Consider the following 15,711-nt stretch of genomic DNA (forward strand, 5'->3'; position numbering starts at 1 on the left):
GTTGCGGACGCTTGGGTCGCATACGCCATGATCTGAGGATCAAGTATGTTGACGTATGCCGGACGAGCATGGCGCTCGTGGGAGACTACTCCCCTAGGACGGAGCGGATTCTGCCTAGGCAGAATCCATTCGGCAAGTGCTAATTTTCAGCCGCGCTTGGCCCGGTAAATCCGGAAACCGTTGCCTTCAGCCTTGATCGCGCACACGCCAAGATGCTCTTCGATCAGCGGTTGGTACTTCAGGAAGCTGTTCGCAACCAGGCGCAGTTCGCCGCCGTTTTTCAGATGTTTCGCTGCTTTTCGCAGCAAGTTCTCTGTCGCGAAATAATCGGTGTGCACACCGACATGGAATGGCGGGTTGCTCAGAATCGCGCTCAAACCCATCGGCGCGGCATCGATTCCGTCACCGGTCAGCACTTCGGCTTCCAGACCGTTGGCCGCCAATGTCAGACGACTGCTGGCGGCCGCGAAGGCATCGACATCGAGCAACGTCACCTGATTGTGCGGATAACGACGTTTGACCGCCGCGCCCAACACGCCGGCACCGCAACCGAAGTCGAGCAGATGCCCGCTTGGCAGTTTGTCCAGATGCTCCAGCAGCAGGGCGCTGCCGCGATCCAGTCGACCGTGACTGAACACGCCCGGCAGACTGATGACTTTCAACGGGCCTTCGGCCAATGGCAGCTCGTAAGTCTGCGCCAGACTTTCCAGCGATTTGGCTTCTGGAGCATTGGCCACGGTGACTTGCCACAGTTGGCAATGACGCGCGCTGTCGAGTTTGCGCGGCTTGCCGAACGGGTTGAGTTGCTTGGATGCACCTTCAATGCCGCTGCGCTTTTCGCCGACCAGAAACACTTCGCGTCCGGCCAGACGTGCAGCCACAGCGTTGAGGATGTAGTCGGTCAGGTCCTTGGACTTGGGCAGAAACACCACCGCGCTGTCGAACTCGCGCTCCGGGACGTTCACGCCGAAATGGCTGCGGCCCTCGAAACGGGCGTCGAGCGCGGCTTGATCGCCGGCATGCCAGCACCAGCCGAATGAATTGGGCAGGCGTCCCAGCAGATCGTCGGCGGGCAAACCGGCCAACAACAACGAACCCTGGAATAACTCGGGCTGACGAAGCAGTACTTCACTGCGCGGGTCCATGACTGCTCCTTGAAAAAAAGTGCCGCAGTTTATCAACTGACGACCCGCAGCGCCTTAGCGCTGAAGAACGCCTGAGCGTTTTCGCTCAGTTGGCCGACGATGCGTTGCCGCGCCTCGCGGCTGCCCCAGGCGTTGTGCGGCGTGACGATCAGACGCGGAATGTCCGCCGCCAACAGCGGATTGCCCTGGGTTGGTGGCTCGACGCTCAATACATCGGTCGCGGCGCCGCCGAGATGACCGTTGCGCAGGGCGTCGGCCAGAGCCTGCTCGTCGATCAAGCCGCCACGGGCAGTGTTCACCACAAACGCACCGGTCTTCATCGCCGCCAGTTCACGCGCGCCGATGAAGTGACGGGTGTGTTCGTTGAGCGGGCAGTGCAGGGTCAGGGCGTCGATCTGTGGCAGCAACTCATCCAGCGGCAGACGATCAGCGCGGGCCGGACGCCCGGGAATCTGCCCCAGCAATACGCGCATGCCGAAGGCTTCGGCCAGTTGCGCGACTGCGCCGCCGAGTTCGCCGTGACCGAGCAGGCCGAGGGTTTTGCCTTGCAGTTCGACAATCGGGTAGTCGAGGAGGCAGAACTGTTTCGCTTGCTGCCAGCGACCTTCGCCGACGGCTTTCTGATAATCGGCCAGGCGTGTGGCGAGGTTCAGCAGCAGCATGATGGTGTGCTGCGCCACCGATGGCGTGCCGTAACCCTGGCAATTGCACACGGTGATGCCGTGAGCGCGGGCGGCAGCGAGATCGACGTTATTGGTGCCGGTGGCGGCGATCAGAATCAGTTTCAGATCCGGGTTGGCGGCCATCGCTGCCGCATCGATCAAAATCTTGTTGCTGATCGCTACTGTCGCGCCTTGCAGGCGCTCGGCGACTTGTTCGGGCTGTGTCTGGGAAAACAGTTGCAGCTCGCTGAAGCAGGCGCGCAACGGGCTGAGGTCGAGGTCGCCCAGATCCAGCGAAGGGTGATCGAGGAATACGGCGCGGCGCGGGTTCGTCATCAACTGTACCTTTTGTGCTTTGAACGGAAGGCGTAATCTGCCGAGCCTACCAGATGAAACAATTGGTTACGCAGAGCACTAAAGTCTCATGCGATGTCCCTGCTGATCACAACCCTGTGGTGAGGGGATTTATCCCCGTTGGGTCGCGAAGCGGCCCTGAAGCTGCCCCAAAGGAGCCCCCATGTACTGGACCGAGTTCTTGACCGTTGCACTGATCCACTTGTTGGCCGTCGCCAGTCCCGGGCCGGACTTTGCCGTGGTGGTGCGCGAAAGCGTGACCCACGGGCGCCGCGCCGGCACCTGGACTGCGCTGGGTGTGGGCACAGCGATTTTCCTGCATGTCGGTTATTCGCTGCTCGGCATCGGCCTGATCGTGTCGCAGTCGATCGTGCTGTTCAACGCCTTGAAATGGGCGGCTGCCGCTTACTTGCTGTACATCGGTTTCAAGGCTCTGCGTGCGCAACCGGCGAAAACCGTCACCGATGATCTGCACAAGGAAGTCGGTGAGCGCACCGCTCGCGGCGCCTTCACTTCAGGTTTCGTGACCAATGGTCTGAACCCAAAAGCCACGCTGTTTTTCCTCTCGCTGTTCACCGTGGTAATCAATCCGCACACGCCGCTGAGCGTGCAGGCTGGTTACGGGATTTACCTGGCCGTGGCGACCGCGCTGTGGTTCTGCCTGGTAGCGATGCTGTTCAGTCAGCAACGCGTACGCGCCGGTTTCGCGCGCATGGGCCACTGGTTCGACCGCACCATGGGCGCCGTACTGATCGCCATCGGCGTGAAACTCGCCTTCACCGAAATGCACTGATCCACTGCCCTTGTAGGAGCTGCCGCAGGCTGCGATCTTTTGATCTTGTCTTTTAAAAACCAAAGTCAAAAGATCGCAGCCTGCGGTAGCTCTTACACAAGCGTGCTCAGTTTGTTCAGGGCGTTCAGATATTCCCGGGGATTCTCCCCAAGCAAACGGCGAAACATCGCGCTGAACGCCCGCGCGCTGCCGTAACCCAGATCCCGCGCCACGCTCTGCACGCTGTCCCCGGCGAGCAGGCGGGGCAGGGCTTCCATCAGGCGCAGTTGCTGGCGCCAGGCATTGAAATTCATCTGCAATTGTTGCTGGAACAGCCGCGCCAAAGTGCGTGAGCTGGCGCCGACTTCCTGCGCCCAGTCCTCAAGCGTATTCGGATGATCCGGCGTTCTCAGCAGCGCCAGGCAGATGCTTTGCAGGCGTCGGTCGCTGGGCAGCGGAATGTGTAGCGGCAGGTTTTCCAGGCTAGCCAGTTCTTCGAGCATCAAGCGCTGGATCAACGGATTGTCGGCATGCGGCGGGCCTTGCACGGCGCGCAGAATCAGCTCACGCAGCAACGGCGTGACCGCCAGCACGCAGCACTGTTGCAGGTTGGCCGGCGACAGTTCAGGGGCGATGAACAGCGAGCGCATCAGCACATCGCCGGACATGAATATCTCGTGTTCGACTTGCGGTGGAATCCACACCGCCCGCGATGGCGGAATCACCCACGCACCTTGCGCCGTGACCACGCGCATGACGCCGCTTGCCGCGTAAAGCAATTGCGCTTCGCGGTGCAGGTGCATTGGCTGATGGGCGCCGTCGAGATAATCCCGGGGATAGGCGCTGACAGGGCCGTGTTCGAAGTGGCTGATTAACATGTCTGATTCGATGACTTGTTTGGCAGGAATGCGCTTTTTCGCCAACTTAGCATAGGCCCTTCAAAACAACCGATAACAACCACTTGAAGCGTGCCGCGATGAATCAATCCAGAAACGTCATTCGCTACATCAACGCAGCGCATGTGATCGATCACATGTTCATGCTGATTTTCCCTGCCGCGATCCTCGGCATGACCCAGGCATTCGCCCTCGATTATGCGGCCCTGATCGGCCTGTCGCTGGGCGGCTTCATTGCGTTTGGCGCCTGCTCGCTACCGGCCGGGTGGCTGGGCGATCACTGGAGCCGGCGGCAGATGATGCTGGTGTTTTTCTTCGGCATCGGTGCGGCGGCGATCTTCACCGGGCTGAGCAACAGCCCGACGATGCTGGTGATCGGCCTGAGCCTGATCGGGATTTTTGCCGCGATCTACCACCCGGTGGGCACGGCGATGCTGGTGGCGTACGCCGAAAACCGTGGCCGCGAAATCGGTATCAACGGTATGTGGGGCAACCTGGGCGTGGCGTTTTCGGCGCTGATCACCGGATTGCTGGTGGCGCAGTTTGGCTGGCGCTCGGCGTTTATCCTGCCGGGTGTGGTGGCGATTGTGCTGGGTATCGGCTTTGCCTTGCAGGTGCGTGAAGAACCGATCCCGAAACGCCCGCACACCGCGCTCAAGGGCGCTGCCGGCCAGCGCATTTCGATGGTCATGGTGTTCGGCGTGCTGGCGCTGGCCACCGCGACGGGGGGCGTGGTGTTCAACGCGACGACCATGACTTACCCGAAACTATTTCAGGAGCGTCTGCATGAACTGTTCGCTTCGCCGCAGACGCTGGGTGTGGTGGTCAGTCTGGCCTATGCGTTTGGTGCTGTCGCGCAGTTGAGCATCGGGCGCGTGCTGCACCGGGTCAGTCTGAAATGGCCGTTCATTGTGTTGACCCTGTGTCAGGCGCCGCTGTTGTTCGCGCTCGCCTATGCCGATGGCTGGGTGGTGATCGCTCTCGGTGCGGCGTTCATGTTCGTGGTGTTCGGTCAGGTGACGGTGAATGATTCGATGGTCGCCAATTTCGTCGCACCGCACTGGCAATCGCGGGTCTTTGCCCTGCGTTACTGCTTGTCGTTTGGTGCCAGTGCGACGGCGATTCCGCTGATTTCTTATGTCGAACCACGCCACGGGTTTGTCGGGCTTTACCTGATCCTCGCCGGTTTTGGCGCATTGACCTTCCTCGCTGCGTTGGTTTTCCCACGCACACCTTCCGAAGCAGCCGTCGGACAAATGGCCTGATCGGTGACGAATCCGTGCAAATGCTGGCGCAAAGCTAGCATTTGTACGGCTCTGCAAATCATTCCTTTGGCTGATTTGGCTGGCGTATAAGGGTTCTAGAGTACAAATCTCTATGCCAACACCGTGCAGCCAGAAAAGGGATTCATATGTTGCAGACTCGCGTCATTCCCCCGGCCGATGGGGCCTACCAGTATCCATTGCTGATCAAACGGCTGCTGATGTCTGGCGCCCGTTACGAGAAAACCCGCGAGATCGTCTACCGTGACCAGTTGCGCTACAGCTATCCGACCCTGATCGAACGCGTTGCACGGCTGGCCAACGTACTGACGGCTGCCGGCGTCAAGGCCGGTGACACGGTGGCGGTGATGGACTGGGACAGCCATCGTTATCTGGAATGCATGTTTGCGATTCCAATGATTGGCGCGGTGATTCACACCATCAACGTGCGCCTGTCGCCCGAGCAGATTCTCTACACCATGAACCACGCCGAGGACCGCTTTGTGCTGGTCAACAGTGAGTTCGTCGGGCTGTATCAAGCGATTGCGCCACATCTGACCACTGTCGAGAAAACCCTGCTGCTGACGGATTTGCCGGAGAAAACGGCCGACCTCCCGAATCTGGTCGGCGAGTATGAGCAACTACTGGCCGCCGCCAGTTCGCAGTACGATTTCCAGGACTTCGACGAAAACTCGGTCGCGACCACCTTCTATACCACCGGCACCACCGGCAACCCGAAAGGCGTGTACTTCACCCATCGGCAACTGGTGCTGCACACCATGGGCGTGGCAACGATCATGGGCGCCATCGACAGCGTGCGGCTGCTCGGCACCAACGATGTCTACATGCCGATCACCCCGATGTTCCATGTGCATGCCTGGGGCCTGCCGTATGTAGCGACGATGCTTGGGCTCAAACAGGTTTACCCGGGACGTTACGATCCGGAGTTTCTGGTCGAGTTGTGGCGCAAGGAAAAGGTCACGTTCTCCCATTGCGTACCGACCATCCTGCAAATGTTGCTGAATGCCAAAGGCGCGCAAAACACCGATTTCGGCGGCTGGAAAATCGTCATCGGCGGCAGTGCGCTCAATCGCACGTTGTATGAAACGGCCAAGGCGAAGGGCATTCAACTCACCGCGGCGTACGGCATGTCGGAAACCGGTCCGCTGGTGTCCTGCGCGCATCTCAACGATGAGCTGATGGCCGGCAGCGAAGACGAGCGCACCACTTACCGGATCAAGGCCGGGGTGCCGGGGCCGCTGGTGGAAGCGGCGATTGTCGATGGCGACGGCAACTTCCTTCCCGCCGATGGCGAAACCCAGGGTGAGCTGGTGCTGCGTGCGCCGTGGCTGACCGAAGGTTATTTCAACGAACCGCAGAAGGGCGCCGAACTCTGGGCCGGCGGCTGGCTGCACACCGGCGACGTAGCGACGCTGGACAGCATGGGCGTGATCGATATTCGCGACCGGATCAAGGATGTGATCAAGACCGGCGGCGAATGGATCTCTTCGCTGGACCTCGAAGATCTGATCAGCCGGCACGCGGCGGTACGCGAAGTAGCAGTGGTGGGGATTGCCGATCCACAGTGGGGCGAGCGTCCGTTTGCCTTGCTGGTGATCCGCGAAGGGCACGTGATTGGCGCGCGCGAGCTCAAGGAACACCTCAAGCCATTCGTGGAATTGGGGCACCTGAGCAAGTGGGCGATTCCGAGTCAGATCGCCCTTGTTACTGAAATTCCCAAGACCAGTGTCGGCAAGCTCGACAAGAAGCGCATCCGCCTCGACATCACCGAGTGGCAGACCAACAACAGCACCTTCCTCTCGACGCTTTGAGCGTCCGCTGGCGCGCCGAAAACGGCGCGCCAGACCCACCAAGCAAGCGCTTGCCTTGTTAAATCCGAATTTTCAGCCATCCTTGCGGGGCCGACGTGTGTCGGACTGGCGAAAGGACTGTTCCAGAGTGGTCAGCAGCTGCAAATCACACTTTAGAGGGATCAAGCTGTACCCCCTGCTGGCTATAGTCCGCTCAAGGATTTTTAAGAACGGAGCACACGCACTAAACGGGGCGAGCAACTCTGGAGCGAATTCGGGCAGCCCTGGCGCCCGGTCACTCCACAGCGTTTTTAAAAGTACTCACTGCCATAACAATAATGCACATGGAGTAGCGTCGATGACCTCAGTAAACCAGTTCTGGCGCCGGGCGAAATTGCCTCTGGCAGTCAGTCTTGCCTCTACGCTCGCCGGGCCCGCATTCGGCGTCAGTTTCAACGTCGGTGAAATCGAAGGCCAGTTCGACTCTTCGCTCTCCCTGGGCATGAGTATTTCGACCCAGCAGCCGAACAAGGACCTTATTGGTGTCAACAACGGCGGCAAGGGCCTGTCCCAGACCTCCGATGACGGCCACTTGAACTTCAAGAGCGGGCAAGCCTTCTCGAAAATCTTCAAGGGCATCCATGACCTCGAACTGAAGTACGGCGATACCGGGGTCTTCGTACGGGGCAAATACTGGTACGACTTCGCGCTGCAAAACCAGGATCTGGAATACAAGAACGTCAGCAACGATCATCGTGATGTCGCAGCCAGGTCTTCGGGCGGGCAGATCCTCGACGCCTTCGTCTACCACAACTACTCGATTGCCGATGAGCCGGGTTCGGTGCGTCTGGGCAAGCAGGTAGTGAACTGGGGTGAAAGTACCTTCATCGGTGGCGGCATCAACTCGATCAACCCGATCGACGTTTCCGCGTTCCGCCGTCCGGGTGCCGAAATCAAGGAAGGCCTGATTCCGGTCAACATGTTCTACGTGTCGCAAAGTATTACCGAGAACCTGTCTGCCGAGGCTTTCTATCAGATCGACTGGCAGAAGACCGTTACCGATAACTGCGGCACCTTCTTCTCTCAGCCAGACATCGTGACCACTGGTTGCGACGACAACCTGCGCGTGCTGAACAAACGCTCGACCATCCCGGGCGTTGCCTTGGGTCCGTTGGCTGCGGCCAATGTCGACGTCAACGATGAAGGTGTTCTGGTTCGTCGTTCGCCTAACCGCAATGCGCGGGATAGCGGGCAGTGGGGCGTTTCCACCAAGTACATGTTCGACCCGCTGGCGACCGAATTCGGTGCCTACTTCATGAACTACCACAGCCGTGCGCCGATCTTCAGCGCCACGGGTGCGCCACAGTCGATCTATAACGGCGTTGCGGCTTTGCCGGGTCCATTCCAGGCACTGGGTCCGTTGGTAGTGGCGGGTAACTCCAACTATTTCATCGAATACCCTGAAGACATTCGCCTGTACGGCCTGAGCTTCTCCACCACCCTGCCTACCGGTACGGCGTGGAGCGGTGAGGTCAGCTACCGTCCGAACGCGCCGGTGCAGTTGAACTCCACCGACATCCTGTTCGCCGGTGTCCGTCCATTGGGTGGCGCGTTGACCAACGCCTCACTGCTCAATGGTGTGCCGGGTCAGGATCTGCACGGTTACAACCGTAAGGAAATCACCCAGTTCCAGACCACTCTGACGCACTTCTTCGATCAGGTGATGGGCGCCAACCGTCTGACTCTGGTGGGTGAAGTCGGTGTGACTCACGTCGGCGGTCTGGAGAGCAAATCCGACGCCCGTTACGGTCGTGATCCGGTCTTCGGCCCGGGTGAACTGCCTGCTACCGGCGGCCTCGATACCTGCTCGCAGATTCTCAACACCTCGACCATCAACGGTGCCGGACCTGGCGCATCGACCGCCAACAAAAGCAGCAACTGCAATAACGACGGCTTCACCACCGCTACTTCGTGGGGCTATCGCGGTCGTGCCATCTGGGACTACAGCGACGTATTTGCCGGTGTGAACCTGAAGCCGAACGTGGCCTGGTCGCATGACGTCAAGGGTTACTCGCCAGGCCCTGGCGGCAACTTCGAAGAAGGTCGCAAGGCCGTCAGCCTTGGGGTTGATGCCGAATACCAGAACACCTACACAGCGAGTCTGAACTACACCAACTTCTTTGGTGGCGACTTCAGCACGGTTGATGATCGCGACTTCGTTGCCCTCAGCGTCGGCGTGAACTTCTAAGCAGAGTTTTTTCAGGACGAACACACATATGAAAATAACAAAGAATCTGTTCCACGCCGGTGTTCTGGGGCTTTCGCTGCTGGCGACCAGTGTGATGGCGGCGGTACCTGCTGCTGAAGCTGACAAGCTGGGCAAGAGCCTGACCCCGATGGGCGCCGAGATGGCGGGTAACGCCGACGGCTCGATCCCTGCCTGGAAACCGCTGCCGAAAAATGCCGGCACCGTTGATAGCAAAGGCTTCCTGTCCAATCCGTATGCCAGTGAGCAGCCGCTGTTCACCATCACCGCGCAGAACGTCGATAAATACAAGGACAAGCTTGCCCCGGGCCAGTACGCGATGTTCAAGCGTTACCCGGAAACCTTCAAGATGCCGGTCTACCCGTCCCATCGCGGTTCTACCGTGCCGGATGACGTATTCGCCGCCATCAAGAAAAACGCCACGACCACCAATCTGGTAGCCGGCGGCAACGGTCTGGAAAACTTCGATACTGCCGTGCCGTTCCCGATCCCGAAAACCGGTCTGGAAGTCATCTGGAACCACATCACCCGTTATCGCGGTGGCAGCGTAACCCGTCTGGTCACTCAGGCGACGCCGCAAACCAACGGCTCGTTCAGCCTGGTGTACTTCCAGGATCAGTTCGTGTTCCGCGACAAGATGAAGGACTACGACCCGAAAAACCCGGGCAACGTGTTGTTCTACTTCAAGCAGAAAGTAACTGCGCCGGCGCGTCTGGCAGGTACCGTCCTGCTGGTGCACGAAACCCTCGATCAGGTGAAGGAACCGCGCAAGGCGTGGGTTTATGCGACGGGGCAGCGCCGTGTACGTCAGGCACCACAAGTGTCCTATGACGGCCCGGGTACTGCAGCGGATGGTCTGCGTACCTCCGACAACCTCGACATGTACAACGGTGCTCCGGATCGCTACGACTGGGCGCTCGAAGGCAAGAAAGAGATCTACATTGCCTCCAACAGCTACAAGATCGATTCGCCGACCCTCAAGTACGCCGACATCATCAAGGCTGGCCACATTAACCAGGACCTGACTCGCTACGAGCTGCGTCGGGTCTGGCATGTGGTGGCAACCTTGAAACCGGGCCAGCGTCACATCTACGCCAAACGTGACTTCTACATCGACGAAGACACCTGGCAGGCAGCAGTGATCGACCACTACGACGGTCGTGGTCAGCTGTGGCGCGTAGCCGAGGCGCATGCCGAGGACTACTACGACAAGCAAGTGCCTTGGTACGCACTGGAAGCCTTGTATGACCTGCAATCGGGTCGTTACCTGGCGCTGGGTATGAAGAACGAAGAGAAGCAGGCCTATGACTTTGGCTTCTCCGCCAGCAAAAGCGAATTCCAGCCGGGCAACCTGGGCCAGGACGGTATCCGCTAAGCTTTGACCCGAGGCCGCATCCTCGAAAAAACGCCCCGACTGGTTCGGGGCGTTTTTTTTGCGTAGCCTTTTTGTAGCCATTTGTAGCAACGACCTTCATAAGCGCTCCGTTTAAGGCTAGGCTGCGGACATCTGCTACGCCGCCAACAGCCATTCCAACAAGAGCCGGCCATGACTGATCTGTCCCCACTTCCGGGTCCTGCAAGCGTTGCCGTCGCGGCACTGGACGGGCGTTTTTTTCGCCCGCCGTTACCCGATGGCTATGTATTGCGACCACGTCTGTGCGAGCGCCTCCAGGCCGGGCTCGGTGGCCGGTTATTGCTGGTCAGCGCCCCGGCCGGTTTCGGCAAGAGTTCGCTGGCGGTGGAGTTCTGTCAGAGCCTGCCGGCGCACTGGCAAAGTCTGTGGCTGGGCCTGAGTCCGCGAGATAACGATCCCGGGCGTTTTCTTGAGCGTCTGCTTGAAGGTTTGCAGGATTACTTTCCGCAACTCGGCAGTCGCGCGCTGGGCCTGCTGAAAATGCGCCAGCGTCACCAGCCATTCGCTTTCGAAGAATGGCTCGACGGTCTGCTCGATGAGCTGGCGGTGCATCTGCAACCGACGGCGCCGCTGCTGCTGGTACTCGACGACTATCATCTCGCCCAAGGCCCGGTACTCGACCGTTGTCTGCAATTTTTCCTCAATCATTTGCCCGATGGCCTGTTGGTCATGGTCACCAGCCGTCAGCGGCCGGACTGGCATCTGGCGCGTTTACGCCTTTCCCGGCAACTGCTCGAACTGCATGAGCAGGATCTGCGACTGACCCATGACGAAGCCTTGACTCTGCTTGATCGCCACAGCACCTCACTGCGCGGCGAGGCACTGGAGAATCTTATCCAGCGCAGCGAAGGATGGGTGGCCGGGCTGCGTTTCTGGCTACTGGCGGCGTCCGAGGCGGGAAACGACGCGGCACTGCCGCAGGCATTGAACGGCGGGGAAGGGCTGATCCGCGAATACCTGCTGGAAGAGGTCATCGACTGCCTGCCTGCCGAGGTGCAATCGTTCCTGTACGAGACCGCGCCGCAGGAGCGCTTTTGCAGCGAATTGTGCGACGCGGTGCGCGAGTCCCATGACAGCGCCGAGATCCTGCGATTCCTGCTGGCGCATCAGGTGTTTCTGGTGCCGTTGGATGAACACGGGCATTGGTATCGCTATCACCATTTGTTTTCCGATCTGTTGCGCAGTCGGCCGATTGCTCAGGCAATGGTGCCGACCGCCACCCTGCATCTGCGTGCCTGCCGCTGGTTCAATGCTCAAGGCCTGCTGGACGAAGCGGTGGAGCAGGCGTTGCGCGCCGGTCACCTCGATGTCGCGGCGAATCTGGTGCAAAACCTTTCCGAGGAACAACTGCTCGCCGAACAGAACGTCGGCATGCTGTTGCGCTGGAAGATGGACTTGCCCGACAGCCTGCTGATCAGCACGCCGCGCTTGATTGTGCTGTACAGCTGGGCGCTCGGACTGGCCTGTCAGCTGGATGCCGCCGAAGAGTTGGCCAGCCACCTGAGCCGTTTTCTGCCGGCGCCATCGGCCTCCGCGCAAAAATCGATGCTCGCGCAATGGCTGGCGCTCAGCGGGATCATCGCTCGCGGGCGTGGTCAGCGCGAGTTGACCCAACGCTATTGCAGCGAAGCGCTGGAGAGTCTGCCGCTCAAGCGTTACGGCCAGCGACTGATGTGCCTGTCGACCTTGTCCAATCTGGCAATTGCCGACGGTGATCTGTGGCGTGCCCGGGGCTTGAATCGCGAATCCCTGGAGCTGGCGCAGCGGGTCGGCAATCCGTTGTTCGAAGCGCTGGCGCATTACGATCGCGCCCGGGTTTTGCAGGCACGCGGCGAGATTCTGCGCTCGCTGGATGAAGTACATCAGGGCCTTGAGCGCTTGCGCGGATTATCCCCGCAGCGCCTGTATGCCGTGCGTGCCCGGCTGACGCTGTACGAAGGTTTTCTGCTGGCCATGCGCTTGCAACCTGTGGCCGCTCGAACGCGTTTACTGGCTGGCCTCAGTGAAGCGCGAGCCTGTCGCGATATCAGTGTGTTGATCGGTCACTGCGTGATTGCCCGACTGGACGGCAGCAGCGGCGAATTCGCCAAGGCTTTCGCCGAACTGGCCGAAGCCGAACGGCTGATGCACATCTGGGACGTGCCGCCGATCTACTATCTGGCGATGATCACTCTGGTCAAATGCGAGCTGTGGCTGGCGCAAGGACGCACCGATCTGGCCGAGGCCTGGCTGGCGCGACTGGGCCAGACTTACACCGGTGGTCGCGCAGCAGCGCCGCCGGAATTTCATCCGCAATTGCCGCTGCATGTCGAGTTGCAACAGGCGTTGCTGGAGGTGATTCAAGGGCAGCCGATGCTCGCTGAAGGGCGACTGAACGTGTTGCTGGAAAACGGTCAGCAGACGGGGCGGCAATTACTCAGCGTGATGGCACTGACGCAGAAAGTGGCGTTATTGCTGGCAGGCGGTCGCGAACCGGAGGCGCGCAAGACGTTGAGCCAAGCGCTGGAAGCGGCGGCTGGCGGAGTGCTGCAACCATTCGACTGTCTGGTGAAAGAACACGGGGACTGGTTTCGCGGCCAACTAGCCGTTTCGCCGACGCTGGCAGGGCAACAATTGGTCGAACATTTCCCGATTGCTGCGGCTCGTCCGCTCATGGAATTCGGCACCACCGAGCAACTCAGTGGTCGCGAGTTGGCAGTTCTGCGGCTGATTGCTCAAGGCTGCTCGAATCAGCAGATCAGCGAACAACTGTTCATTTCACTGCACACCGTGAAAACCCATGCCAGCCATATCAACAGCAAGTTGGGGGTTGAGCGGCGCACGCAAGCGGTGGCGCGGGCGAAGGAGCTGGGTGTACTGAGTTGATCGAATTACAGCGTTCAGCCAGTGATGGAACTGAAGTGAAAAACGACTGGTATCCTGTCGCATCGACTCGACTTGAGCTTCCACGATGAACATCCCGGCCACCACGCTGATCCGCGAAACCTTCCCCGTCGGCCCGTTGCAGTGCAACTGCACGATCATCGGCGACCCGATCACCAAGAAAGCCATCGTCGTCGATCCGGGCGGCAATCCTGATCTGATCATGGCGCGCCTCGACGCCCATGGCCTGAAAGTGGTCAGCATCATCCACACCCATGCCCATCTCGATCATTTCCTCGCCTCCGGGCAGATGAAAGAAAAGACCGGCGCGACTCTGCATCTGCACAAGGAAGACCAGTTCCTGTGGGATAACCTCGAGATGCAGTGCCAGATGTTCGGCGTGCCCTATGTTCCCGTGCCAGCCCCGGATCGCTGGCTCAGCGACGATGAAGAACTGGCCTGCGGCTGTGGCGTGGCACTGCACACGCCGGGACATACGCCTGGTTCCATGAGCTTTTGGTTTTCCGAGGCTAAGCTGTTGATTGCCGGCGACACGTTGTTTCGTCGCGGAGTAGGGCGCACGGATTTGTGGGGCGGCGACCAGGCGACCATCGTGCGATCGATCAAGCAGCGGCTGTACACCCTGGACGAGGACGCGACGGTTGTTACCGGGCATGGTCCGGATACGCGTCTGGGTGATGAAATGCGTGAAAACCCGTTTGTGCGGGCTTAAACATTTTGTCACGAGCTTGCGGCGGAATTTTTATGCATTGTCATGATCCAACGCCCGCACAGGTCTATTGCCAATTGGCCGCTGCACCACAGAATGCAAAAAAGTAGGAGCTCTCCATGTTCACCAAGCGTCGTTTGATTATTGTCGCTACTGCCGTGGCCTTGTTGTCCGGCTGCGCCTCGCCCAATCCGTATGACAATCAGGGTCAGGCCGACGGTGGCTCCCAGGGTGTGAGCAAAACCGCCAAATACGGTGGTCTCGGCGCCTTGGCCGGCGCACTGGCCGGTGCCGCGATCGACCACAACAACCGTGGCAAGGGGGCCTTGATTGGCGCTGCGGTTGTCGGCGCTTCGGCAGCCGGTTACGGTTATTACGCCGACAAGCAGGAAGCCAAGCTGCGCGCCAGCATGGCCAATACCGGGGTTGAAGTGCAGCGCCAGGGCGATCAGATCAAGCTGATCATGCCGGGCAACATCACCTTCGCCACCGATTCGGCGAGCATCGCTTCCAGCTTCTATCAGCCGCTGAACAATCTGGCCAACTCGCTCAAAGAGTTCAACCAGAACCAGATCGTGATCGTCGGCTACACCGACAGCACTGGCAGCCGCCAGCACAACATGGATCTGTCCCAGCGTCGTGCGCAGAGCGTGGCGACTTACCTGACTTCGCAAGGTGTCAGCGGTGCCAACCTGTCGGCCCGTGGCGCAGGCCCGGATAATCCGATCGCCAGCAACGCCGATGTGAATGGCCGTGCGCAGAACCGTCGGGTTGAAGTCAACCTGCAGGCGATTCCGGGTCAGCAGTATGGTGGTCAGCAGCAACAGCAAATGCAGCCGGGTACGGTTCAGCAGTATCCGTAACCGATAGCCTGAATCAAGAAATGCCCGGTCCTGTGATCGGGCATTTTTGTGTGTGGTCTGTGCTCAATTCCCGTGTAGGAGCTGCGGCACGCTGCGATCTTTTGATCCTGGGCTTTTTTAAAGATCAAAAGATCGCAGCGTGCCGCAGCTCCTACGGGGATTTGTGTAGTTCTCAAAATATCAGCTGATACAAAAAAGCCCCCGGACAACAGGATTGTCCGGGGGCTTTTTCTTGGCGCGAAGGCTGATTACTTCTTCAGACCATAATGCTCATCGAGCATCCCCGGCGCGTTCGGGGTTTTCGGTGCGTAGTCACGCGGCGGCTCCTGATCACGCGGAGGCGTCAGGCGTTCGCGTGGTGCCTGCGCCGCATCGGAATGCAGAGAGGCGAGCAAGCGTTGACGGGTTTGCTCGTCCAGGGCCAGACGATTGGCACCCTCAGCGAGATGATCCTGCACTTCCTGATAGCTCTGGGTCAGCTTCTTGACCAGATTGGCAGTGCTGTTGAAGTGGGTGACCACCTCGTTCTGATAACTGTCGAAACGTTCCTGAATATCATCCAGTTGACGCTGCGTGCGGCTTGGCGCGGCATTTGGCGCGACGCGAGCGATCAGGAAACCAATGGCGACACCCACAACCAGGGCAAGAGTCGGTAACAACCAAACTAAGAGCGA

Annotated in this window: 12 protein-coding genes and 1 riboswitch; of the genes, 8 read left to right on the top strand and 4 right to left on the bottom strand. The window is 59.6% G+C overall.

Going from position 1 to position 15,711, the window contains the following annotated elements:
- Positions 1-106: riboswitch (yybP-ykoY riboswitch) on the bottom strand. This riboswitch is flagged as partial in the annotation.
- A 40-nt stretch (positions 107-146) separates the two neighbouring features.
- Both ACIOZM_RS28050 and ACIOZM_RS28055 read right to left on the bottom strand, forming a co-directional pair.
- On the bottom strand, positions 147-1,145 hold the full coding sequence (locus ACIOZM_RS28050; protein ID WP_401220026.1) for a methyltransferase: 999 nt from the start codon (positions 1,143-1,145) through the stop codon (positions 147-149).
- Between the two features lie 32 nt (positions 1,146-1,177).
- Positions 1,178-2,143, bottom strand: a complete 966-nt coding sequence (locus tag ACIOZM_RS28055) for a 2-hydroxyacid dehydrogenase (protein ID WP_401220029.1) — start codon at positions 2,141-2,143, stop codon at positions 1,178-1,180.
- Positions 2,144-2,324: 181 nt separating this feature from the next.
- Between ACIOZM_RS28055 and ACIOZM_RS28060 the strand changes: the two genes are divergently transcribed.
- On the top strand, positions 2,325-2,954 hold the full coding sequence (locus tag ACIOZM_RS28060; protein ID WP_401220031.1) for a LysE family translocator: 630 nt from the start codon (positions 2,325-2,327) through the stop codon (positions 2,952-2,954).
- Positions 2,955-3,046: 92 nt separating this feature from the next.
- On the opposite strand, the gene ACIOZM_RS28065 is transcribed toward ACIOZM_RS28060, so the two are convergent.
- Entirely contained in the window at positions 3,047-3,811 is a 765-nt protein-coding gene (locus tag ACIOZM_RS28065) for an AraC family transcriptional regulator (protein WP_401220034.1), read from the bottom strand.
- A 98-nt stretch (positions 3,812-3,909) separates the two neighbouring features.
- Between ACIOZM_RS28065 and ACIOZM_RS28070 the strand changes: the two genes are divergently transcribed.
- From ACIOZM_RS28070 to ACIOZM_RS28100, 7 genes are all read left to right on the top strand, one after another.
- On the top strand, positions 3,910-5,094 hold the full coding sequence (locus tag ACIOZM_RS28070; RefSeq protein ID WP_401220037.1) for an MFS transporter: 1,185 nt from the start codon (positions 3,910-3,912) through the stop codon (positions 5,092-5,094).
- Positions 5,095-5,240: 146 nt separating this feature from the next.
- The gene (locus ACIOZM_RS28075) at positions 5,241-6,923 is read left to right on the top strand and encodes a fatty acid--CoA ligase (RefSeq protein ID WP_401220040.1); all 1,683 of its coding nucleotides are present in this window, start codon (positions 5,241-5,243) and stop codon (positions 6,921-6,923) included.
- A gap of 337 nt (positions 6,924-7,260) precedes the next feature.
- Positions 7,261-9,150, top strand: coding sequence for a DUF1302 domain-containing protein (locus tag ACIOZM_RS28080; RefSeq protein WP_401220043.1), 1,890 nt, complete (start codon positions 7,261-7,263; stop codon positions 9,148-9,150).
- A gap of 28 nt (positions 9,151-9,178) precedes the next feature.
- Positions 9,179-10,543 carry a DUF1329 domain-containing protein gene (locus ACIOZM_RS28085; RefSeq protein WP_401220046.1) on the top strand — a complete coding sequence of 455 codons (1,365 nt, stop codon included), beginning with the start codon at positions 9,179-9,181 and terminating at the stop codon, positions 10,541-10,543.
- 171 nt (positions 10,544-10,714) lie between these two features.
- Positions 10,715-13,447, top strand: coding sequence for a LuxR C-terminal-related transcriptional regulator (locus tag ACIOZM_RS28090; protein ID WP_401220048.1), 2,733 nt, complete (start codon positions 10,715-10,717; stop codon positions 13,445-13,447).
- 85 nt (positions 13,448-13,532) lie between these two features.
- On the top strand, positions 13,533-14,177 hold the full coding sequence (locus ACIOZM_RS28095; protein WP_401220051.1) for an MBL fold metallo-hydrolase: 645 nt from the start codon (positions 13,533-13,535) through the stop codon (positions 14,175-14,177).
- Between the two features lie 116 nt (positions 14,178-14,293).
- Positions 14,294-15,037: an OmpA family protein gene (locus ACIOZM_RS28100; protein WP_401220054.1), complete on the top strand. Its 744-nt coding sequence runs from the start codon at positions 14,294-14,296 to the stop codon at positions 15,035-15,037.
- A 248-nt stretch (positions 15,038-15,285) separates the two neighbouring features.
- Here ACIOZM_RS28100 and ACIOZM_RS28105 read toward each other — a convergent pair.
- On the bottom strand, positions 15,286-15,711 hold a 426-nt coding region (locus ACIOZM_RS28105; protein WP_401220056.1), incomplete at its 5' end, for a YhcB family protein.

The organism is Pseudomonas sp. NPDC087346 (genome assembly GCF_044744235.1).
Taxonomy (GTDB): Bacteria; Pseudomonadota; Gammaproteobacteria; order Pseudomonadales; family Pseudomonadaceae; genus Aquipseudomonas.